This window comes from Flavobacterium sp. TS_SC_5, from assembly GCF_056156265.1.
Genome location: NZ_CM149588.1, coordinates 1,495,244 through 1,517,687 on the forward strand (window position 1 = coordinate 1,495,244; position 22,444 = coordinate 1,517,687).

A 22,444-nucleotide genomic window follows, 5' to 3' on the forward strand; every position below is an offset into this window, starting at 1 on the left:
GATTTTGAATCAATAAAATTATAAATATGAAGAAAATCATAGTTGCTTTGTTATTGTTTGCTGGCTCATTTGCCGCCGAAGCACAAGAATTAGTTTGGGAAACCAATGTCACTAAGGCAATGGCAATTTCCACTGAAACCAAGAAACCACTATTGCTATTTTTCACGGGAAGCGATTGGTGCGGATGGTGTATCCGTTTGCAAAAAGAAGTTTTGAGAACACCTGAATTCGCGGCTTGGGCCAAGGAAAATGTGGTTTTAGTAGAATTAGATTATCCAAGGAAAGCACCACAGACAGATGACATTAAAAAACAAAATAATGAATTGCAAATGGCTTTTGGAATTCAAGGGTTTCCAACCATTATCTTGGCAAATGCTACCACAAAAGAGGGTAAAGTTAATTTTGAAGGCATAGGAAGCACGGGTTATGTTGCCGGTGGACCTTCAGCTTGGTTGGCTGTAGCAAATGGTTTTCTGAAAAAATAAAAATTCTTAATTCAATTTATAAAATCCCTTTTCACTAGTAGTGTGAAAAGGGATTTTCTGTTTTTCACAACTGGCTTTCCATAGTTTTTGTATGTTTTTAAAGTTGGATGCATCTGCGATTACTAATTTGGGTTTCATTATTTGTAACAAACGGTCTGCATTTATTTTTGCGGATTGTGTTAATACGATTATATCAGGATGTATATTTTTTGGATAAATTCCGGAGCTGTCTAATACAAAAATCTTTTTCCCATTAAAGAAGATGAAATTTTGTAGCCGTTTTTTCTGTTCCAAAGTGCTATAGTTTCCAACGCGATAGGATTTTAAAAGACTGTTTTTTTGAGCGGTTTTCAAAATGCTGTCATTGGCATAAATTAAAATTTTTTCTCCTTTTCTTTCCGCAATCAAGGTACTTTTTTTGCTGTTGAAAACCACTAATTCTTCTTCCGTTTGAATTTTCCACTGTATTTTGAAATAGGAGAATTGTGAAATGAGAACAGCAACCAAAACCAAAGCCAATTTATTGAAACTTGGTTTTTTGAACCAAATGATTATCGTAAACAGTAGTAAATAACTGCTAATCAATAGATAAAAATGAAGCGGAATGTCCTGAATAATGAACTGTTCCAAAGAGGCAATTGCATTGATGATTTTGTTTAAATAATAAATACTCCATTCCAACAGTTGCGACAAGAATACTGGAATCATATTGAAAGCAGCCAAAAGCATCACCAAAACGCCTAATATCATGATGATGCTCAGTAGCGGAATAATTATCAGATTGGTGACAAAAAACAAACCCGGAAACTGATGGAAATAGTAAATACTCAGTGGCAAAGTGCCTATTTGGGCTGCAAAAGAAACGGTTAGAATATCCCAAATATATTTTGAAACTTTGTATTTTGGTTTCCAAATGGAGGATAGAAGTGGCTGCAGCCAAATGATGAAAAACAACGCAATGTAGCTTAATTGAAAACCAACATCAAATAGGAAAGAAGGTTCAAAAAGCAGAATCAATAACACAGAAACTAACAGGGTGTGGTAAATATTGACACTTCTGCGAAGGTGATTTCCAATGGCGACAAAGGAAAACATCGTTACGGAACGCACTACTGAGGGCGCTAATCCCGCAATTATCCCGAACATTGATAACGATATAAGGATTGTGATCAATTTAATAAATGAACCTCGTTTTGTGTTTGGGATTGGTTTTAGAATAAAGGTTACAAAAAGCAATATAAATCCAATATGTAATCCAGAAACGGATAAAATATGAACAGCTCCCGCATATTGATAATCCCGAATAATATCAGGTGAAATATCTTGTTGTTGTCCCATTATTAAGGCAATGGCAACATTTAATTCTGTTTTGTTGAGGTTGTTTTTTTCTAAATTTCGAACAATCCTTGTCCGTAATTTGGATGAATAATACCAAATGTTTTTCTCTATTTCAATTCCAATTTTGATTTCGTCAACATCAGCATATAGTTGCGCATAGATTTGTTTGTTTTCAAGGTATTTGCTGTAGTCAAATTGATTGGGATTATTGGGAGGTTTATTTTTTGTTAAGGTTCCTTTTATTAGTAACGAATTTCCAACTTGAAGAGTATGATGTAAACTGTCGTTTTGAATATTCAATATGATTCTGCCGGTTTGTTCTTTCTGATCGATATGATTCACAATGGCGAGGTAGCGATCGCTAAACGGAGAACTTTTCATTTTTTCTCGAATCGTTAAAGAAATGAAATGAGGTTGTTCAAAAATACTCGTATTGTGAATGTAATTGCTTTTTTGGAAATAATCGGTATGTGTAATTTGGGTTGAAACGCCGATGATAAAAGACAAGAAATAAGTTCCGACACCAAAATAAAGGGAGAGCTGGTTCCTGTTTTTTGACAATAAATAGAGCGCGCCAAAAATACTAACGGATATGATCAGTGCAATAAAAACGGCCGAAATAGAAGGGTGCATATAATAGGCGAAGAGTAAGCCTAATATAAACCCGATTGTTATTCTGGCTAGTGGGAATTGTAGTACTTTCATGACTCTAAAGTACACATTTTTAGTAATAAACGAATTTATTTATTTTAGCTGTTCTTATTAAAAAACTAAATTCATGACTAAAAGAGTGCTAATTAAAGTACGCGGTTAATCTGAACAAAGGTTTTTTGATAATAAGGTTCTTTGGTCGAGGAAATAATTACTCCTTTTGAGGTCGAAGAATGAATGAATTTTATTTCGTCATCGGTAGCTTCAATTATAATTCCAACATGATTTATTTCTCTGTTTTTGTTAGTTTTAAAAAATATTAAGTCGCCTTTTTGAGCTTGATCTTTTTTTGGATTTAAAACAATACCTATTTTTGATTGTTGTAATGAGTTGCGCGGGAGGGTAATGTTTTCTGAATTAAATATGGTGTAGATCAATCCTGAACAATCATAACCCGCTTTAGTTGTTCCTGCATATTTATATTTTACGCCTAAATTTTCAGCAGCTGCGTCAATTAATTGTTCTGCTAATTGGTTAGTTTTCCTCTTTTCGGATCGTGATAATTTCTCTTTTGATGCACCTTTTTTCGAAGTAACAATGGGTGCTGTGGATTTACAAGCCGTAAAAAAGAGGACTAGCAATAATAGGAATACAAAACGTTTCAAAAGAGTTTTTTTAAGTTGATATTAAAGTTCGGAAATTCACTGTAGATTATTTTAAGTCATTTACAATCAAAGCAGCCGTTTTTTCACTAGCTCCAGTTCCGCCTAATTGCTGTTCTAATAACGCATATTTTTTTAAAAGCGTATTGCGATGGTCCGTTTTTAGTATTTTTCCGAGTTCTTCCCGAATGCGTTGTTTAGTGCATTCGTCTTGAATTAACTCGGTTACCACTTCTTCATCCATAATCAAATTCACTAATGAAATGTATTTGAGTGTAATGATTCGTTTCGCAATTTGGTACGAAGCCCAGCTGCCTTTATAACAAACTACTTCAGGAACTTTGAATAGTGCTGTTTCCAGTGTTGCAGTTCCAGAAGTGACTAGCGCTGCAGTGGCATTTCGCAATAAATCGTAAGTTTTATTAGAAATAAATTTTATGTTTTCCTGAGTGATAAAATTTTGATAGAAAGAAAATTCCTGACTTGGAGCTCCCGCTATTACAAATTGATAGTCTGGAAAATCATCGACAACGCTTAGCATCACGGCTAACATTTTTGTGATTTCCTGCTTTCGGCTGCCCGGTAAAATAGCGATAATTGGTCTATCGTTTAATTGGTTTTCTTTCCTAAAAAGAGCCGAATCAATTGCTGGTTGGTTATGAATAGCATCAATCAGTGGGTGACCAACAAACTCCACTGGAAAATGATGTTTGTCCTCGTAAAACTTTTTTTCGAAAGGTAAAATTACATACATTTTATCAATATCACGCTTGATATCTGTTATCCTGCTTTCTTTCCAAGCCCAAATTTGTGGAGAAATATAGTAATGAGTTTTCATTCCCAGTTCTTTTGCCCATTTTGCGATTCGCAAATTAAAACCAGGATAATCAATGAAGATAATTACATCAGGTTGAAATTCAAGAATGTCTTTTTTACATATTTTGATATTGTTCAGAATCGTTTTTAGATTAAAAATCACTTCGATAAATCCCATGAATGCTAGTTCACAATAGTGTTTTACTAAAGTTCCGCCAACATTTTTCATTAAATCACCACCCCAAAATCGGATATCGGCAGTTGGATCTTTTTTGTACAGCTCTTTCATTAAATTGGAACCATGCAAATCACCAGATGCTTCTCCTGCAATTATATAATATTTCATGTTTTTTTTATTTGGAATTTTTAAAATCAAATGGAAAAAATCATTTTCGCTGCAATCATTTTATTCTATTGCAAAGATAAACTTAAATAAATAAAGTGATAATCGTCAGGGCGATGACTGCCAAAACAACACCACGAGCCATCATTTCTTTATTCATTTTGAGTAAAATTCCAAATGCTATCAGCGTTAGAATGCATCCCAATGTGATTATTTTGCCTAAATTACCTTGAGATTTCATGATTTGAATTCCGGCGATAAATTTGAACTCCGTAAAAAAGGTTATAAATAGATACGATCCAAGCAGCGTGGTGGCAAACCCAATTAAAAATCCAAGTAACAAGTCTTTTTTATTCATTCCATTTCCAGGTATTAAGTTGTTGTATCGCGTGATGCGCAGTCAAGTCAAATTGCACTGGAACTACGGATACAAAACCATTTTCTAAAGCCCATTCATCCGTATCTTCTCCTTTGTCTTGGTTTACAAATTCCCCTGCAAGCCAGTAATAGTCTCTTCCCTGTGGTGTTTTTCTTCTATCAAATTTCTCTACCCAAATTGCTTTCGCTTGGCGACAAATCCGAATTCCTTTTATATCTTCTTCTTTTAATTTTGGAAAATTAACATTCAGAACTACGCCTTCAGGCAGTCCGTTTTCTAAAACTTCAACCGAAATTTTGCGGATAAAAGATTTTATGGTGTCGAAATCAGCATTCCAATCGTAATCCAATAGCGAGAAACCAATAGCGGGGATTCCTTCTATTCCTGCTTCAACGGCGGCACTCATTGTACCTGAATAAATTACATTTATCGATGAATTTGAACCGTGATTGACACCGGAAACACACAAGTCAGGTTTTCTTTTTAAAATTTCGTTAACGGCCAGTTTTACACAATCTACAGGTGTTCCTGAACAGCTGTATTCTAAAAAAAGATCGTTGTGTTTTGAAATTTTATTGAGGTATAAAGTGCTGTTTATAGTAATAGCATGGCCCATTGCGCTTTGTGGAGTGTCTGGTGCGACCACTACGATTTCTCCCAGTTCAGCCATTACAGATATTAATGCTCGAATTCCAGGCGCTGAAACGCCATCATCATTCGTTATTAAAATTAAAGGTCTTGTTTTTTTCATTATTATTTTGGCAAAAAAAGGTTGGTTTTTATGATTTTGATGGCAAATGTAATGACACAGAATGGGATTAAGTAAACAAAAGATAAAAATATGTTATCTTGATTCATTTAGCTTAATAAAAAAAAACATTTTTATATCTTTAACAAAAATTTATGGAAGCCCTGCTGACGTTGGCATAGTTTTTACCGTAACTTAGAATAAAAAATTCATGAATACTATTCTTAACTTTATGAAAAGAAATTATAAAATTATCCTTGTTGTCGTATTTCTTTCGGTAACATTATTTGCTTTTAAAATGAATTCATCAAAAGCAAATGATCCTGAAAAAGACAAGTTACTTTTGGAGTTGTTAACTTTTGTTATTGAAAAAGGGCATTACAGTCCAGCGACAATCGACGATACTTTTTCGAAAGGCATTTTCAAAGATTATATTGAAGCTTTGGATCCTTCGAAAAGATTCTTTTTGCAATCGGATATTGATGAATTTTCAAAATTCGAATTGCAATTAGACGACCAGTTATTGAACAAAGATTTGTCTTTTTTCAATTTGACTTATAATCGTTTGATGAAAAGAATGGATGAAAGTACTAAAATCTACAAAGATGTTTTAAGTAAACCTTTTGATTATTCTATTGATGAAAGTTTCAATATTGATTATGAGAAAGCTCCTTATCCAAAAAATGTTACGGAACTAAATGATAAATGGCGTAAACAAATCAAATTGTCTGCTTTGTCTTCATTAATAGATAAACAAAAATTAGAAGAAGATAAGAAGAAAAATGAAGCTAATTATGTTGTCAAATCTTTTGATATTTTAGAAAAGGAAACTAGAGAAAGCTCCCGAAAATCTTTGGATGAGTATTTTGGATTTATAAAAGATTTAGACAGGAATGATTGGTTTTCTGTTTATATAAATTCTATAACGGCACGTTTTGATCCGCACACAAACTATTTTGCTCCAGAAGAAAAAGAACGTTTTGATGTAAGTATTAGCGGTAAATTGGAGGGAATAGGTGCGCGTTTACAAAAGAAAAACGATTTGACTGAGATCTCAGAGCTAATCTCTGGTGGTCCGGCATGGAGAGGAAAACAACTGGAAGCTGGAGATTTAATTATGAAAGTCGGCCAAGGTAATAGTGAAGCAGTAGATATTGTTGGAATGCGTCTGGATGATGTTGTGAAGAAGATCAAAGGGCCTAAAGGTTCAGAAGTTCGTCTTACCGTTAAAAAAGTAGACGGAACCATTAAGATAATATCTATTATCAGAGACATCGTAGAAATTGAAGAAACCTATGCAAAGTCCAGTATTGTAGACAGAAACGGATTGAAATATGGTGTGATTTATTTGCCAAAATTCTATATCGATTTTGAAAATGCAGACGGTAGAGATGCTGGAAAAGATATTGCTATAGAAGTCGATCGATTGAAGAAAGCAGGAGTAAACGGAATCGTTTTGGATGTTCGTGATGATGGTGGTGGATCTCTATCGACTGTTGTTGATATTGCAGGATTATTTATTGAACAAGGGCCAATTGTACAGATTAAATCCGCAGGTAAAAAAAAGGAAGTCTTGTACGACAGAGATTCAAAAATTGAATGGGATGGACCGTTGGTAATAATGGTGAATAGTTTTTCTGCTTCAGCTTCTGAAATTTTGGCAGCAGCAATACAAGATTATAAAAGAGGAATTATCATTGGAAGTAAACAAACCTATGGTAAAGGAACTGTTCAAAATGTAATTGATTTGAACACTTTTGTACGCAGTAGTTCTGTTGGAGATTTAGGAGCAATAAAGACAACAACTCAGAAATTTTATAGAATTAACGGAGGGTCTACACAATTAGAAGGTGTGCAGAGTGATATTGTTATGCCAGACCGTTACGCATATTTAAAAATGGGAGAGCGTGATGTTGATAATGCTATGGCTTGGGATAAAATTGACCAAGCGGATTATCAAGTATGGAATAACAATACTAACTTTAATCAGGCAATCACTAACAGTAAAAGTAGAATTAGTAAAAATACTCAATTTCAATTGATTGAGGAAAATGCAAAGTGGATTGATAGCAGAAGTGAAGAGAATGTTTACAGTTTAAACATTGATAAGTTTAAAATGGCTCAAGCTGAAATTGAAGAGAAAGCGAAAAAATATAAACCAATTCTAGATTATAAAAATTCGTTGATATTTACTTCATTACCTTATGAAGCGGACGCCATGAGTAAAGATATTACTTTGAAAGAAAAAAGAGAGAGATGGCATGAGGCATTATCAAAAGATATTTATGTGGAAGAAGCTCTTAATGTATTAGATGATTTACAATCAAAATCCGTTTCAAAGCAAAATTTGCCAGTTAAAATAAAAAAGGATAAGTTGGCTTCAAAGTCGTAAATTACTATTTTAATTAAAAATCGTATTTAAATAAACGCTTCAAATTTTTTTGAGGCGTTTATTATTTTAAGTTGTAATGTATGGTTTTCGTGATGCTTAGTATACTTTGGTTGTCTTGCTATTATGGATTAAAAGACGTTATTTTAGCAATGTTTAACTCAATTATCTCAAGTTTATGAAAAATAGATTTTTATATTCCTCATTGGTTTTATTTTTAACAATTAGTATTTGCTCTTCCTGTAGAAAAAATCAGGAGGTAGATAAGTCAAATTCTACTTTTATAAACAATTCAATTTCTGTCAACGAGAAAGAAAACAAGGGTCGATTTAATTTACCTGATAATGCACAAGGAATTGATTTTTTGCCATCTTCCACAACAAATCAAGTTGTCAGTCATAAGTATTATACTTTGTCCTATCATGAGGAGTTTGAACAAGCGGAATGGGTTGCTTATGAACTAAAGAAATCATTTTTGAAGAATAGCAATTTTAGGAGACCATTTTTTATTGAGGACTCTAAAGTTATAACGGGTTCAGCCAGCTGGAGGAATTATAAAACGTCTGGTTTTGATAAAGGGCATTTGTGTCCGGCTGGTGATATGGAATTTTCAGAAGAAGCGTATAATGATACGTTTCTTACTTCAAATATAGCGCCACAGACCCGTGATTTTAATAATGGAGTTTGGAACAGGTTGGAGCAAAAAGTTCGCTATTGGGCAGATGTATATGATGGGATTTATGTGGTTACAGGAGGAGTTCTAAACAAGGATTCACAAACAATAGGCAAAGAAAATGTTTTAGTTCCAAAATTTTTTTATAAGATATTGTTAGACTATAATAAAGGTGATTTTAAAATGATTGCTTTTTTAATCCCAAACGAAAAAAGTAATAGACCTTTATATAGTTTTGTTGTTTCGGTAGATCTTGTTGAAAAGATGACAGGTATAGACTTTTTTCCAAAATTAAAAGATAATGTCGAGCATCAACTGGAAAAAAATAGTGATTACAAAAACTGGAGCTTTAATTAATGTCTAAGAAATGAAAGCTTTTTTAAGTATGCTGATTCTTTGCTTTTTGAATAAGCATGTGTAGTTGTGTAAAAAGTTTTACAGTGATATTGTGTGCAAATCTTTAGATTTTTATAGGAAACAGTAAACAATGGTTATTGACTTCTACCATTCATTCACCTTATTAGCATCCATTTTTATAAATATAAATAACAATATTGTAAAACCCCACAGTCCAGATCCTCCGTATGAAAAGAAGGGAAGCGGAACACCAATTGTTGGGAAAATCCCGACAACCATGGCGATATTTACAAAGAAGTGTGTAAATAATATTCCCGCAACGCAATAGCCGTAGACTCTGCTGAATTTTGTTTTTTGTCTTTCGGCTAAATAAATTATTCTAAGAAACAAACCAGTAAAAAGCGCAATTACCACTAATGAACCAGCAAATCCCCATTCTTCGCCCACTGTGGTAAAAATATAGTCCGTATGTTGTTCTGGAACAAAGCCACCTTTCGTTTGTGTTCCTTCCAGAAAACCTTTTCCTAACCAACCTCCAGAGCCAATCGCAATTTCGGATTGATTGGTATTGTATCCAATGCCTTTCATATCAACAGTTTTTCCTAAAAGGATATTGAAACGGTCTCGGTGATGTTGTTTAAATACATTGTCAAAGACATAGTCTACAGACAAAACAAATCCTGAAAGTAGCACGAAAAGAATACTACTCAAAACGATATTCCTGTCGGCTAATCTAGATTTGAAGTGTATTATCAAAAGAACCAATAAGCCGATGAGGATCACATATTGTGGTTCTAATACCAATGTTAATACAAACAGAAGAATGGTTACAAAACCAGTCCAAACATACCATGCTGGAAGTCCTTCACGATACAAAACAATTATAAATACACTATAAATAAGTGCACTTCCCGGGTCAGGCTGTGGTAAAATTAGCAATACCGGTAGTATAATTATCGCTAGTGCCTGCCATTGGCGGGTCACCTCTTTTAGATTTATTTGGGTATCGCTTAGATATTTTGCCAAAGCTAAAGCTGTTGCTGCTTTTGCAAACTCAGAAGGTTGAATGGTAAAACTTCCTATAGCATACCAACAACGTTGACCCGCTATGGTTTTTCCAAACAGAAATAGACCTGCCAATGATAATAAAGAAATCCCAAAAATGATAGTTGCATATTTTTCGTAAAATTTCCCATCCACTGAGAGTACTATGAAAATTAAGGGAATGGTTAGTATGATGAACATCAACTGCTTTTCGTAAGTATCTTCCATAGACGACAAAGAGGAGGAGTAGATGTTTAGCCATCCCAAAATAACCAGTAGAGCATAAATGATTATGCTGATCCAGTCAATGTTGTTTGATACACTTTGGTTTTTCATCGGAATTAAATGGCTTGTTTATTCTCTTTGGTGGAATCAATTTTTACTTTCAAAACTGGAATTACGGTTTTCTTTTTTAAAAGAGAATCACTAATTCTTAATTGTAATTTTACTGCTTCCGAAAGGCCTCCTAATTTTGCATATCGCCCTTGTAAACTTGTTGCAAATATTCTTTTTTCTAAATCAAGTCTTGTGATTTTTTGTCTAAGGTATTTTTCGATCATCAAGCTGGCAATTGGTCCTGCTATTGTTGCTCCATAACCTCCGTTTTCTACCATAACAGCTATCGCAATTTTTGGATTGTCTTTTGGTGCAAAAGCTACAAATATGGAGTGATCTTCCATTTTTACTCGTACTCCTCCAATTTTAGCGAAATTTTCAGCAGTTCCGGTCTTGCCACATATGTCAATTCCTTCCACTTTTAGGGATCTCGCAGTTCCTAAGTTATATACGTCAAATAAGCCACTGATCATAGGCTTAAAGTGCCTTTTGTCAATTGTGGTCACATGTTTAGTGGTGAATTTTTTATCTATCGTATGGCCTTCGATTCTTTTGATGATGTGAGGGGTATAATAATAACCTTCATTAGCAACTGTTGCCATCACGTTAGCCAGCTGAATCGGAGTCATCAAAACTTCTCCTTGCCCTATAGAGTTTGAAACAATTGTAGTGCTTCTCCACCCACCGTTAGGATAAATTCGTTTGTATGTTTTTGAGTCGGGTATGTTTCCTCTTTTACCAGTTGGTAAATCATATCCCATAAATTGTCCAAGACCAAAACTTTTAACATGATTACTCCACACATCAACCGCTTGAGCTGGTTTAGCATATTTATTAATTGTTTGCATGTAAGCCGTTGCGAAATAAGAATTACAAGACTCAAATATCCCTCTGTGCAATTGAAGCGCACCACCATGACAGTGACATCCCATAAAACGTCCTCTGGCATAACTGAAACCGCGATTACAAAATACAGTTGTATTTTCATCAATTACACCTTCTTGCAGTGCAACAAGACCTGTTAAGATTTTGAAAGGTGAACCTGGAGGATATTCGGCTAGTAATCCTCTATCATATAGTGGTTTTGCAATGGAGTCCCGGTATAATTCAGTATAATTTTTAGATCGTTGTCTTCCTACCAATATTCCAGGGTCATAAGAAGGAGCAGTCACAAGTGCTAATATTTCGCCGGTTCTGGGTTCAATAGCAACAATTCCACCTCTTTTATTAATCATTAATTCTTCTCCATATTTTTGGAGTTCGGCATCGATAGTAAGGTTTATGTCTTCTCCTTGAACGGCGATAGTGTCATATTTTCCGTCTTTATATGAACCAATTTCACGATTGAATTTGTCTTTTTGGAAATATTTCACCCCTTTCACTCCTCGCAGAAGATCTTCGTAACTCTCTTCAACTCCTTGTCGACCGATTAAATCACCACTATTGTAATATGGATTTTTGGCGACTAATTTTTCATTGACCTGAGTGATAAATCCAAAAATATTAGCGCCAAAGGTTACTTCATAATCCCGAAGAGAACGCTTTTGAAAATAAAAGCCTTCGTATTTTCGTATTTTTTCTTGGAAAGCAGCAAATTCACTTTTGTTTAACTGTGACAAGAAAACAGAGGGCAATCTTGGGCTGTAAACTTTAGCCTTTTCAATTTTTTTTATAAAATCTTCTTTCGTGATATTTAATAATTGGCAAAACTCTAAAGTATCTGTTTTTTTTACTTCTCTAGGTACTACCATAATGTCATAAGAGGCCTGATTAGCTACTAATAACTTTCCTTTTCGATCATATATGTAACCTCTTTCAGGATACTCGTATTTTTTTTTGATGGCATTATTTTCAGATTTCAACTTTAAAGTATCATCAACAACCTGCAAATAAAATATCCGCATTACGAGTAAAAAAGTAGCAAGAATAATTAAGGAAGGCAGCAAGACTTTTCTCATCTTTTGTTTGGCTTAATAAGATATATTATGATAATGCAAATAATGATTGTAAATACGGTACTTAGTAAAGTTGTAATTAGAGTGTCTAATATGAAACTCAATTGGAATGCCTCCAATAAAAATAAAGTAAAGTGGTGAATTACAACAGATAATAATATAAAAGAAAATCGTTGCGGTGTTAAAACATCATTTATTTTTATGGTTTGATATTCATAACTCAGACCAAAGGCAAACTTAAAAATTGAAGGTCTGAAATAGGCTAAAACTAAACAAGCTGTAGCGTGCGTTCCTCCAGAATTACTAAATAAATCCATGATGATCCCAAGTAAAAAACTAGCAGCTACTAAGCCTGATTTGTTACCATTTACCGGATAAAGGATAATAAATAAGATATATGGAAATGGGCTTATATAACCCAAAAAATTCATATTATTGAATATGATAATCTGAATTGCCAATAGCAGAATAAATCGGGAAATATTGACGAACAAGGTACTATTCATCTTTTTTTCTTTTTTCTAAATTAATGATTTCTTCACGATCTTTCCTTTTTATGATGTACACATGTCCTAAATTAGTCATGTCGTTAAAGAGTTTAATGTCTAAAGTATAAAAATTGGTTTGCTTGTCTCTGTAGATTTTTGCGATAGTTCCAATGTTGATATTTTCTGGAAAAATAACCGACTGTCCACCTGTGACAATAGTGTCACCAATCTTTATCAATGCTAATCGTGGTAGATCTGTCAATTGAACGAAACCCGTGCTTTTGCCGTTCCAGTTCAATGAACCAAAATGGTTTGACTTTTTAATTTTCGCATTAATTTGAGTTCTTTTATTCAAAATACTGATTACCGTCGAATATTTTGGAGAAGTGTTTTCAATAATTCCGACGATACCTAAATCGTTTATGACTCCCATGTCAGGTTTTATACCGTCTATTTCCCCTGAATTTAATGTCAGATAATTTTCATACACATTATAGGAGTTATGTATTACCTTAGAAACAACTATGTCATCCGGTTTCACACCTTTTAGGCTGTCTAATTTTTTAACCGCAGTAGTGTCTTTTTTACTAAATAAGAGACTTTTAAGTTTTGCATTTTCCAGCGCAAGTGCATCGTTTTGAGTTTTTAAATTCAAATACTCATTAAGGTTATTCACCTTTTCGTAAACACCGCCACTTAAAAAGTTTGCAGAACTAATTATTTTGCTTCTGTGGAAGGAATGGGATTGAATCGTCAGTGATAACGATATACCCAAAAGCAGCAAAAACAGTATTCTGTTACTGTTTTTAAAAATAAAATTAAATATTTGCTGCATTTCGTATTTTATTATTTCAAATTAAGTTACAACTTTATTGTTTTATCACAACTTTTTTAAATTTTCAGTCGCTGCTAAAATTACTAGTTTTATTATTTTATTAATATACTTTTAAATTTAGGGATATTTTTAAGTGCCATACCAGTTCCTCTTACAACAGCTCTCAATGGATCTTCAGCAATATAAACTGGCAAGTCTGTTTTTTGTGAAATTCTTTTATCAAGACCTCTTAACATTGATCCTCCACCAGCAAGATAAATACCGGTATTGTAAATATCAGCTGCTAATTCCGGAGGTGTTTGAGATAGAGTTTCCATAACCGCATCTTCGATACGTTGTATGGATTTGTCTAATGCTTTTGCAATTTCTCTGTATGAAACTTCAACTTGTTTTGGTTTACCAGTCAATAGATCTCTACCTTGAACAGACATGTCTTCAGGAGGAGTTTCTAAATCTTCAATAGCGGCACCAATTTGAATTTTTATTTTTTCAGCGGTAGTTTCCCCAACAAAAAGATTGTGTTGGGTACGCATGTAATAAACGATGTCATTTGTAAATACATCACCAGCAATTTTTACTGACTTGTCACATACAATCCCACCTAATGCAATTACTGCGATTTCTGTTGTTCCACCACCAATATCAACAATCATATTTCCTTTAGGTTGCATGATGTCAATTCCAATACCTATCGCTGCTGCCATAGGCTCGTGTATCAAATAAACTTCCTTACCATTAACTCTTTCGCATGATTCTTTTACCGCTCTCATTTCTACCTCAGTAATACCGGAAGGAATACAAACTACCATTCTTAATGCCGGTGTAAACATTCTTTTCTTTAATGCTGGAATGCTTTTTATAAACAAGCTTATCATTTTTTCGGAAGCATCAAAATCAGCAATTACACCATCCTTCAAAGGTCTAATCGTTTTAATGTTTTCATGTGTCTTACCCTGCATCATGCTGGCTTCTTTACCTACAGCAATGATTTTACCCGATATTCTATCGCGGGCGACTATTGAAGGGCTGTCAATTACTACTTTATCATTATGTATGATTAAGGTATTAGCGGTACCAAGGTCTATCGCAATATCCTCGGTCATGAAATCAAAAAATCCCATAAGTTTTTTAAGGGTTAAAATGTTATAAATTTGAAACGAGCAAAGTTAAACAAATTAATGTTTAAAATGACGCGTTCCCGTAAATACCATTGCAACTTTATTTTCATTGCAATAATTGATACTTAATTCGTCTTTAATAGATCCGCCGGGTTGAATTACAGCTGTTATTCCTGCTTTTTTGGCTATTTCCACACAATCTGGAAAAGGGAAAAAAGCATCACTTGCCATCGAGGCTCCGTGCAAATCAAAACCGAAATTTCTTGCTTTTTCAATGGCTTGAAGCAAGGCATCAACTCGTGATGTTTGCCCTGTGCCTGACGCAATAAGTGTACCGTTTTTTGCAAAAACAATCGTGTTTGATTTTGTGTTTTTGCAAATTTTAGAAGCAAATATTAAATCTTGAATTTCTTGTTCAGACGGTGTATTTATAGTAACGGTTCTTAAGGCTTCTTTAGTATCTGTGATGTTGTTTCTTTCTTGAACTAAAATTCCGTTTAAGCATGTTCTTACTTGTTTTTGTGGTAAAGCAACCTCATTTTGCACTAATATTATTCGGTTTTTCTTTTCTTGTAAAATCGCGGTGGCTTCAGCATCAAATTCCGGAGCAATAACAACTTCGCAAAATAATTTGTTAATTTCGACAGCAGTTGCAACATCAATTTTGGTATTGGAAATCAAAACACCTCCAAAAGCTGAAGTTGGATCACACGCTAATGCTGCTAAGTATGCTTCATTAATTGTAGTTCTTGTGGCTAAACCACAAGCGTTGTTGTGTTTTAATATGGCAAATGTTGGTCCGTCATTTTTGAATTCATTAATCAAATTTACGGCAGCATCTACATCTAATAAATTGTTGTATGATAACTCTTTTCCGTGAACTTTCTTGAACATAGCGTCAAAATCACCAAAGAAAAATCCTTTCTGATGTGGGTTTTCACCATATCTTAGAACTTGTCCATTTGCAATACTTTCTTTGTAAATAGTTTCGTCAGTATTGAAATAGTTGAAAATTGCAGTGTCATAATGGGAAGATACATGAAATGCTTTTGTAGCTAATAACTTTCGGTCTTCTAATGTAGTCGCACCGTTTTGTTCTGTAATTAAATCCAAAAGTAAACTGTATTGCTCAACCGAAGAAACGATTACAGTATCCTTAAAGTTTTTTGCGGCAGCACGAATTAAAGAAATACCACCAATATCTATTTTTTCAATAATGTCGGCCTCACTTGCTCCTGATGCGACTGTTTTTTCAAATGGATATAAGTCCACAATTACCAAATCAATTTGGGGTATGTTGAATTCAATCATTTGCTGCACATCACTTTCATTATCTTGACGATTTAATATTCCTCCAAAAACTTTTGGGTGCAATGTTTTGACTCTTCCGCCCAAAATAGAAGGGTAGGAGGTCACATCTTCAACAGGAATTACGGGAATCCCTAAGTTTTTTATAAAATCCTCTGTTCCACCAGTAGAATATAGTGTAACATTTTGACTGTTTAGTTGTCTTACTATCGGTTCCAATCCTTCTTTCGAAAAGACAGAGATTAAAGCAGATTGAATTGTTTTAGTTGTGCTCATTGTGTAGTTATAGTTATAAAATGCAAAAATAGTTTTTTAATGTCTAAATTGAGCCATTTGAAATTGAGATAATTGTAATTTTTAATGCTATTTCAACAACAGGCATAAAATAATGGCGCATCGCGGGAACGAAATGATTTTTCATTAGGTTTTTGAATAATATTTATAGAATTTTACTTTAACACAAAATAGATTGTATGTTAGTTTATCTTCGATTATTAAAAGAGAGTTTTGGGTTTGCAATGAACGCATTGCGCAACAATAAGTTACGAACTTTGCTCTCTTTGTTAGGAGTGACGATCGGTATTTTTTCTATCATTGCTGTTTTGGCCGCTGTAGATTCTTTGGATAAAAAAATAAAAAAAGATTTGAGCAGTTTGGATAAAAACACCATTTATTTAATGCGATTTTCTTTTGGTCCTTCCGAAATTCCGCAATGGAAAAGGGAGCAGTTTCCGGATGTCAAATATGATGAGTATGAGTATCTGAAAAGTTCTATGAACGATTTAGACCAGATGGCGTATCAATTTTTTGTGGGTAGAGAAAGCCTGAAATTCGAATCGGAATCCGTTAGCGATGTGAATATTGTGCCGGTATCTCATGAATTTATAGAAATTCAAGGACTTGAGTTTGATAAAGGAAGGTTTTATAATGAAGCGGAATCTAATTCTGGAGCTCCAGTAATTGTTTTAGGATATGATATTGCAAAGAGTCTTTTTGGCGAAAGCGAACCAATCGGAAAAAACATTCGTCTTTACGGGCAGCGTTTCACCGTTATTGGAATGTTGAAAAAGCAAGGTGCAGGAATGTTTGGTGATAGTAATGATACATCAGCTTATATTCCGGTTAATTTTTTAAGAAGGTTGTATGGTGACAATAATGATGCCTTGACGCCGGTAATCCTTGTAAAGCCTGACAAAGGAGTTGACATGGATGCGTTCAAAGCGGAGCTTGCTCAAAAACTAAGAAATTATCGCGGTATGAAAATAGATGAAATAGATAATTTTTTCATCAATGTTCTTTCTGGGTTTACGGATTTATTAGATGGAATAATTAGTGCCATGCGTGGTGGCGGAATTTTGATTAGTGTTTTTTCGTTTTTAGTTGGAGGATTTGGAGTAGCTAATATCATGTTTGTTTCAGTAAAAGAACGCACTAATTTGATTGGAATTCAAAAGTCATTAGGGGCCAAAAATAGATTTATCCTTTTTCAATTTCTATTTGAAGCAATCATTCTATGTGTTATTGGTGGAGCAATTGGTTTATTGATAGTTTGGTTGTTGTCTATACTTTTAACTAGTGTGTTGGATTTTGAATTCGTTTTGAGTTTTTGGAATATTTTGATTGGCTCGGGACTGTCAATTGTTGTAGGTGTGATTTCAGGAATTCTTCCGGCCATTTCAGCGTCTAAACTAGATCCTGTTGAAGCAATTAGAACAGGAATGTAATGATGTAATTATTCTATCTAACTAGAATTTGAATTGCTTTCTGTATTAATAATTTTATAAATTCGTTAAAAAAAAGCAGCTTCCAAAATTTTTTGGAAGCTGCTTTTAGTTTGTATTAATCTTTAAAAAATATCCCGATTGCTCAGGATATCTATTTATCTGATAGTGTTATTTTGGATCAAATCGATGTATAAATTAATCTTGTCTTTCAATTCTTTTCTTGGTGTGATAAAGTCTAAGAAGCCATGTTCAAGAAGAAACTCAGCAGTCTGGAAACCTTCCGGTAAATCTTTTCCCGTAGTGTCTCTTACAACTCTTGGTCCTGCAAATCCAATTAAAGCGCCTGGTTCAGAAATGTTGATATCACCCAGCATCGCGTAAGAAGCTGTTGTGCCTCCAGTTGTTGGGTCTGTACACAACGAAATGTAAGGTAATTTTGCTTCAGCAAGTTGAGCCAGTTTTACAGATGTTTTCGCTAATTGCATTAATGAATAAGCGGCTTCCATCATTCTAGCCCCACCGGATTTAGAAATCATTACAAAAGGCATGTTGTTTTTGATAGCGTGATCAATTCCTCTCGCAATTTTTTCACCTACAACAGCACCCATAGAACCACCAATAAAGGCAAAGTCCATACAACAAATAACTACATCTTTTCCTTTAGATTTTCCAACTCCAGTGCGCACTGCATCCTTAAGTTTGGTTTTATCCATAACGTCTTTCAGACGGTCTGCATATTTTTTAGTATCAACAAAGTGCAAAGGATCTTTAGAAGTCATGTTTTTATCTAATTCAACAAATTCATTGTTGTCAAATAAAATTTGAAAATATTCTGTACTTCCAATTCTAACGTGAAAACCATCTTCGGGACTAACAAATAAGTTACGAGCTAGTTCATCGGCATCAATAATTTTTCCAGTTGGAGATTTGTACCAAAGTCCTTTTGGAATATCCATTTTGTCTTCGGTAGCAGTAGTAATCCCTTTTTCTTTTCTTTTAAACCAAGCCATATTTATTGTTTTTGTTGTTTCAGGTTTAAAGTTTAAAGTTTTGAAACCTGAAACCTGAAACTTTAAACTTTTTTTTATAATGTATTTACGTTGTTCAGGTCAGCAAATGCTTGCTCCAGTCTTGCATTGAAAGTAACTTCGCTTTCACGCAGCCATTTTCTTGGATCGTAATATTTTTTGTTTGGAGCATCAGCACCTTCTGGGTTTCCAATTTGAGTTTTCAAATAGTCGATGTTTTTTACCATGTAATCACGGATACCTTCTGTAAATGCAAATTGCAAATCCGTATCAATATTCATTTTTATTACACCGTAGCTGATACCTTCTCTGATTTCTTCTAATGTAGAACCTGATCCACCGTGGAAAACGAAATCAACCGGATTGTGTCCTGTGTTGAATTTATTTTGAACAAAATCTTGAGAATTTTTTAAGATTTTTGGAGTCAATTTTACATTTCCTGGTTTGTAAACTCCGTGTACGTTTCCAAAAGCAGCAGCAATTGTAAATCTTGGGCTCACTTTAGAAAGTTCTTCGTAAGCGTAAGCAACTTCTTCTGGTTGTGTATATAATTTTGAACTATCAACATCAGAGTTGTCAACACCGTCTTCCTCACCACCTGTAATTCCAAGTTCGATTTCCAATGTCATTCCCATTTTGCTCATTCTTTCTAAATAGCCTTTGCAAATTTCGATGTTTTCTTCGATTGGCTCCTCAGATAAATCAATCATGTGAGACGAGTATAAAGGTTTTCCAGTTTTTGCAAAATGCGCTTCTGAAGCATCTAACAAACCATCAATCCAAGGCAGTAATTTTTTTGCACAGTGGTCAGTATGTAATATAACAGTTGCTCCGTAAGCTTCTGCTAAAGTGTGAATGTGTAATGCACCAGCAATTCCACCAGCGATAGCTGCTTTCTCACCTGCATTCGACAGTCCTTTTCCAGCGTTAAATTGTGCTCCTCCGTTAGAAAATTGAATGATAACTGGAGCGTTTAGTTTTGCAGCAGTTTCAAGTACGCTATTGATAGTATTTGATCCCGTAACATTTACTGCCGGAAGTGCAAATCCTTTTTCTTTAGCATAATTAAAAATTTCCTGAACCTGATCTCCTGTAGCTACGCCTGGTTTTATGTTGTGTGCCATTGTACTTTTTTTAGTTATTTTTTTTAGTTTTTAGTTTTGCAAAAATAAGAATTAATTAGCATTAGAACGGATAATTTATTCCAAAATTTAAAACTGAGTTCGCAAAGTTGTATTCTCTAAACCATCTTCTGTTAGTTTCATTAGCTGGATTGTAGGTTTTAAAACCTAAATCAAAACGAATTACGAAAAAACTTAAGTCATACCTGATTCCAAATCCTGTACCCAATGCCATATCTTTTAAATCGCTCAAACTTGTAAATGTTGATTTCTCATCCACAACATTATCCAATGTATTCCAAATGTTCCCGGCGTCAGCAAAAATCGCACCTTTAAGATTTCCTAAAAGTTTGAATCGAAATTCTCCACTAATGGCAATTTTCATGTTAGCTTCATTAAAATCGTCCAAAGCTCCGCTACTTCCTGGACCTAAACTATAAGGTTGCCAAGCTCTGTTATCATTAGAACCACCGGAAAAGTAACTTCTTGAAAAAGGAATGTAGTTTGAGTTTCCAAATGGGATTGCGATTCCAAAAAAGGTTCTGAATGCAAAGATTTTTTCCTTGGATAAATCCCAATGTTTGATGTAATCGAATTCTGTTTTTATGTATTCAGAATATTCCAGATTGAATATTTCATAATTCCCACTAATGTTTTTCTTCTGATTTGAAGTTTTTGCAAAAGCAGACAAAATAGTTCCTGCTGATTCTATTTTTGTTCTAAAAAGATAGAAATTATTATCTGTTAAATCTTTTTTAGTTGTTTTTGAAAAAGTAAAACTGGTAGCTAAAATGAAATCATTTTCCGTAAGTCTCAGTCTTCGCTCTTCAATACTTTTAACGGATTCGATATCAGTATCTTCTAATGGCTTCAAAAAATTAGCATTACCGGTAAGGACATCATTTGTAAAACCTGCTGTTCCTTGTTCAATAAGCAAGTCTTTGTCAGTGTCATTGTTGTAAAAGGAAGGATTTGTATTGTACTCTTTACTTATTGCATTTAGAGCATTGTAAGAAGAACCATAAACATTAAAATAGTTTTTAGGATTTAAATTGCGAACAAATTGAGTGTTGAAAAGATCAAACTTAGCTGTATGATTTATTTTTGGAGTCCAATTATAGGAAAGTGCGCCTGTAAAATTCTCCTTATCCAATCCTATATTTCTTTGTTTTGCAAAACCTACAGTAATTAGCGTGGATGGAATCATGCTTTTAGCAATAATTTTGTCCGTATTAAACGGCATCAAAATTCGCGGAATGTTTAGTTTTAAATCCAATCCATATTCTGAAACGTTGAAAAAATTATTTTTGGGGTTTGCTAATTGTTTCGATGCTCCAATGTTTCCACGTGCCGCAATTTCTAGAGTTTCTGCGCCATTGAAGACGTTTCGGATTGTTTCGGAAACACTTAAGCCAACACCAAAATCCTGAATATTAGAATGGGTCACATCTAATGTGGTTCCAAAACTATATTTTTTTCTTGGAGTTAAATATACTTTGGCAATCAACGACTGCGCGGTTGTATCTCTTTTATCAACCTCATATTGTATGGACGGATAATTGAAAATCTTAAGATTATTCAAATAGCGGGTCGTCAAAACGGCTTTGTTGTCTGCGTACAAGCCGCCTTTTGTAATAAAAATAGCATTGGTAATCGCTTTGGGTTTGTATTTTAATTTTTCCTGACTGTACAGGTTAAAATTTTTATACGTGGTGCTGTCTGTAATGTTTAGCGTATTGTTACTTGGAGAATAATCAGTGTAAATATTAACATCACTTATTTTATAAATTTTGAAAGGTTCCGTTCTTGTTGAATCTCCTTCTTGATAGGAATAATTATTAATCATCAAGTTTATATTTGCTTGATTTACTTTTTTAATAGTGTCGATGTCAAAAGTAACATAATTGGATTGAAAATAATAAACTCCATTGTTTCTGAAGTGTGCGGTAATCCGGTTTTTTTCATTTTCAAAATCATCTGTTTTATATTGATTTCCGGACTTGATGTACGTATTCATTTTGTTGGTTTCATATAATGAATCCAAAGCTGGTGTTAATATAGTCGTTCTCAAAGAATCAAGAAAGTAAGCCTTTCCCGGAGTTATTGCGTATTTTATTTTGGCTTTTTTTATAGCCAAAGTATCTATATTGTAAGCAGCATTTACATTAAAAAATCCATTATTGAAATAGTAATATTTCAATCGCAACAATGATTTATCGGCTCTGTCTTTGTCAATAATCACTGGCGGTTCACCGGTTCTTTTCAAAAAATCATGAATTCCATTGTACCAGAAGGATTTTCCTAGACGGTTTACTTGTTTTTCTGATAACCATTTTGATTTACGTTTAAATTTTTCGGGATTATTGGTAAACTTGGCTTGGTATGTTGAATCAGGATTTAGGTTTGCCAAATTGTAAAGATTCAATCGCAATCGGTACCCTAGTAAGGTGCTGTTTGGTTTTTGATACAGCTGATTAATCACATTTTCATCCTTGATCACTTTATCATTTATTGTAATTTCGTTTTTCGTAAGCAGTAGTTTTCCGTCTGGAACTCTTTTTACAGCGTTACATGCGGAAATTAGTATTGCAATTACAATAAATGCAGTTATTTTTGCGGAAGTTTTTTTCAAGTGTTCTAAAATAT

General features: G+C 33.9%; 18 protein-coding genes. 4 read left to right on the top strand and 14 right to left on the bottom strand.

Annotated features, from left to right (window positions below; genetic code table 11):
- Positions 1 to 26 precede the first annotated feature (26 nt).
- Positions 27 to 485: a thioredoxin family protein gene (locus AC0J6S_RS06535; protein WP_474955974.1), complete on the top strand. Its 459-nt coding sequence runs from the start codon at positions 27 to 29 to the stop codon at positions 483 to 485.
- Between the two features lie 6 nt (positions 486 to 491).
- Here the strand turns inward: AC0J6S_RS06535 and AC0J6S_RS06540 are convergent, their stop codons facing one another.
- The 5 genes from AC0J6S_RS06540 to surE form a co-directional block, all read right to left on the bottom strand.
- Positions 492 to 2,528 (bottom strand): ComEC/Rec2 family competence protein, encoded by a 2,037-nt coding sequence (locus AC0J6S_RS06540; RefSeq protein ID WP_474955975.1) that lies wholly within the window; start codon positions 2,526 to 2,528, stop codon positions 492 to 494.
- Between the two features lie 92 nt (positions 2,529 to 2,620).
- Positions 2,621 to 3,139: a C40 family peptidase gene (locus tag AC0J6S_RS06545; RefSeq protein ID WP_474955976.1), complete on the bottom strand. Its 519-nt coding sequence runs from the start codon at positions 3,137 to 3,139 to the stop codon at positions 2,621 to 2,623.
- Positions 3,140 to 3,185: 46 nt separating this feature from the next.
- Positions 3,186 to 4,298, bottom strand: a complete 1,113-nt coding sequence (gene lpxB, locus AC0J6S_RS06550; protein WP_474955977.1) for a lipid-A-disaccharide synthase — start codon at positions 4,296 to 4,298, stop codon at positions 3,186 to 3,188.
- Positions 4,299 to 4,380: 82 nt separating this feature from the next.
- A complete protein-coding gene (locus AC0J6S_RS06555; RefSeq protein ID WP_474955978.1) occupies positions 4,381 to 4,653 on the bottom strand; it encodes a hypothetical protein in 273 nt (90 codons plus the stop codon).
- Positions 4,646 to 5,425: a 5'/3'-nucleotidase SurE gene (gene surE, locus AC0J6S_RS06560; protein WP_474955979.1), complete on the bottom strand. Its 780-nt coding sequence runs from the start codon at positions 5,423 to 5,425 to the stop codon at positions 4,646 to 4,648. The genes AC0J6S_RS06555 and surE overlap by 8 nt, the downstream gene beginning before the upstream one ends.
- A 208-nt stretch (positions 5,426 to 5,633) precedes the next feature.
- Between surE and AC0J6S_RS06565 the strand changes: the two genes are divergently transcribed.
- Both AC0J6S_RS06565 and AC0J6S_RS06570 read left to right on the top strand, forming a co-directional pair.
- Positions 5,634 to 7,814: a carboxy terminal-processing peptidase gene (locus AC0J6S_RS06565; RefSeq protein WP_474955980.1), complete on the top strand. Its 2,181-nt coding sequence runs from the start codon at positions 5,634 to 5,636 to the stop codon at positions 7,812 to 7,814.
- Between the two features lie 175 nt (positions 7,815 to 7,989).
- On the top strand, positions 7,990 to 8,841 hold the full coding sequence (locus AC0J6S_RS06570; RefSeq protein ID WP_474955981.1) for a DNA/RNA non-specific endonuclease: 852 nt from the start codon (positions 7,990 to 7,992) through the stop codon (positions 8,839 to 8,841).
- Between the two features lie 144 nt (positions 8,842 to 8,985).
- Here AC0J6S_RS06570 and rodA read toward each other — a convergent pair whose 3' ends face one another.
- The 6 genes from rodA to purH all read right to left on the bottom strand — a co-directional run bounded on the left by rodA (position 8,986) and on the right by purH (position 16,201).
- Positions 8,986 to 10,221: a rod shape-determining protein RodA gene (gene rodA, locus AC0J6S_RS06575; RefSeq protein WP_474955982.1), complete on the bottom strand. Its 1,236-nt coding sequence runs from the start codon at positions 10,219 to 10,221 to the stop codon at positions 8,986 to 8,988.
- 5 nt (positions 10,222 to 10,226) lie between these two features.
- Positions 10,227 to 12,179 carry a penicillin-binding protein 2 gene (mrdA, locus tag AC0J6S_RS06580; protein ID WP_474955983.1) on the bottom strand — a complete coding sequence of 651 codons (1,953 nt, stop codon included), beginning with the start codon at positions 12,177 to 12,179 and terminating at the stop codon, positions 10,227 to 10,229.
- Positions 12,176 to 12,682, bottom strand: a complete 507-nt coding sequence (gene mreD / locus AC0J6S_RS06585; RefSeq protein ID WP_474955984.1) for a rod shape-determining protein MreD — start codon at positions 12,680 to 12,682, stop codon at positions 12,176 to 12,178. Before mreD ends, mrdA begins: the two co-directional genes overlap by 4 nt.
- Positions 12,675 to 13,499, bottom strand: a complete 825-nt coding sequence (mreC, locus tag AC0J6S_RS06590; RefSeq protein WP_474955985.1) for a rod shape-determining protein MreC — start codon at positions 13,497 to 13,499, stop codon at positions 12,675 to 12,677. Before mreC ends, mreD begins: the two co-directional genes overlap by 8 nt.
- 92 nt (positions 13,500 to 13,591) lie before the next feature.
- Positions 13,592 to 14,620, bottom strand: a complete 1,029-nt coding sequence (locus AC0J6S_RS06595; RefSeq protein ID WP_113664402.1) for a rod shape-determining protein — start codon at positions 14,618 to 14,620, stop codon at positions 13,592 to 13,594.
- 54 nt (positions 14,621 to 14,674) lie between these two features.
- Complete coding sequence (purH, locus tag AC0J6S_RS06600; protein ID WP_474955986.1) at positions 14,675 to 16,201, bottom strand: bifunctional phosphoribosylaminoimidazolecarboxamide formyltransferase/IMP cyclohydrolase; 1,527 nt, start codon at positions 16,199 to 16,201, stop codon at positions 14,675 to 14,677.
- Positions 16,202 to 16,398: 197 nt separating this feature from the next.
- Here purH and AC0J6S_RS06605 point away from each other — a divergent pair, with 197 nt between their 5' ends.
- On the top strand, positions 16,399 to 17,649 hold the full coding sequence (locus AC0J6S_RS06605; protein ID WP_474955987.1) for an ABC transporter permease: 1,251 nt from the start codon (positions 16,399 to 16,401) through the stop codon (positions 17,647 to 17,649).
- 155 nt (positions 17,650 to 17,804) lie between these two features.
- Here AC0J6S_RS06605 and accD read toward each other — a convergent pair whose 3' ends face one another.
- From accD to tamL, 3 genes are all read right to left on the bottom strand, one after another.
- A complete protein-coding gene (gene accD / locus AC0J6S_RS06610; protein WP_474955988.1) occupies positions 17,805 to 18,659 on the bottom strand; it encodes an acetyl-CoA carboxylase, carboxyltransferase subunit beta in 855 nt (284 codons plus the stop codon).
- A gap of 74 nt (positions 18,660 to 18,733) precedes the next feature.
- Positions 18,734 to 19,801, bottom strand: coding sequence for a class II fructose-bisphosphate aldolase (gene fbaA / locus AC0J6S_RS06615; protein ID WP_474955989.1), 1,068 nt, complete (start codon positions 19,799 to 19,801; stop codon positions 18,734 to 18,736).
- Between the two features lie 61 nt (positions 19,802 to 19,862).
- Positions 19,863 to 22,430 (bottom strand): translocation and assembly module lipoprotein TamL, encoded by a 2,568-nt coding sequence (tamL, locus tag AC0J6S_RS06620; protein WP_474955990.1) that lies wholly within the window; start codon positions 22,428 to 22,430, stop codon positions 19,863 to 19,865.
- Positions 22,431 to 22,444: the final 14 nt, after the last annotated feature.

Excerpts from the sequence above, each read along its gene's own strand:
- surE (WP_474955979.1), bottom strand. The coding sequence starts at position 5,425 with ATGAAAAAAACAAGACCTTTAATTTTAATAACGAATGATGATGGCGTT.
- AC0J6S_RS06565 (WP_474955980.1), top strand. The coding sequence starts at position 5,634 with ATGAATACTATTCTTAACTTTATGAAAAGAAATTATAAAATTATCCTT.
- lpxB (WP_474955977.1), bottom strand. The coding sequence starts at position 4,298 with ATGAAATATTATATAATTGCAGGAGAAGCATCTGGTGATTTGCATGGT.
- fbaA (WP_474955989.1), bottom strand. The coding sequence starts at position 19,801 with ATGGCACACAACATAAAACCAGGCGTAGCTACAGGAGATCAGGTTCAG.
- mreC (WP_474955985.1), bottom strand. The coding sequence starts at position 13,499 with ATGCAGCAAATATTTAATTTTATTTTTAAAAACAGTAACAGAATACTG.
- rodA (WP_474955982.1), bottom strand. The coding sequence starts at position 10,221 with ATGAAAAACCAAAGTGTATCAAACAACATTGACTGGATCAGCATAATC.
- AC0J6S_RS06535 (WP_474955974.1), top strand. The coding sequence starts at position 27 with ATGAAGAAAATCATAGTTGCTTTGTTATTGTTTGCTGGCTCATTTGCC.
- AC0J6S_RS06570 (WP_474955981.1), top strand. The coding sequence starts at position 7,990 with ATGAAAAATAGATTTTTATATTCCTCATTGGTTTTATTTTTAACAATT.
- AC0J6S_RS06605 (WP_474955987.1), top strand. The coding sequence starts at position 16,399 with ATGTTAGTTTATCTTCGATTATTAAAAGAGAGTTTTGGGTTTGCAATG.
- AC0J6S_RS06540 (WP_474955975.1), bottom strand. The coding sequence starts at position 2,528 with ATGAAAGTACTACAATTCCCACTAGCCAGAATAACAATCGGGTTTATA.
- accD (WP_474955988.1), bottom strand. The coding sequence starts at position 18,659 with ATGGCTTGGTTTAAAAGAAAAGAAAAAGGGATTACTACTGCTACCGAA.
- purH (WP_474955986.1), bottom strand. The coding sequence starts at position 16,201 with ATGAGCACAACTAAAACAATTCAATCTGCTTTAATCTCTGTCTTTTCG.
- AC0J6S_RS06555 (WP_474955978.1), bottom strand. The coding sequence starts at position 4,653 with ATGAATAAAAAAGACTTGTTACTTGGATTTTTAATTGGGTTTGCCACC.
- AC0J6S_RS06595 (WP_113664402.1), bottom strand. The coding sequence starts at position 14,620 with ATGGGATTTTTTGATTTCATGACCGAGGATATTGCGATAGACCTTGGT.
- mreD (WP_474955984.1), bottom strand. The coding sequence starts at position 12,682 with ATGAATAGTACCTTGTTCGTCAATATTTCCCGATTTATTCTGCTATTG.
- mrdA (WP_474955983.1), bottom strand. The coding sequence starts at position 12,179 with ATGAGAAAAGTCTTGCTGCCTTCCTTAATTATTCTTGCTACTTTTTTA.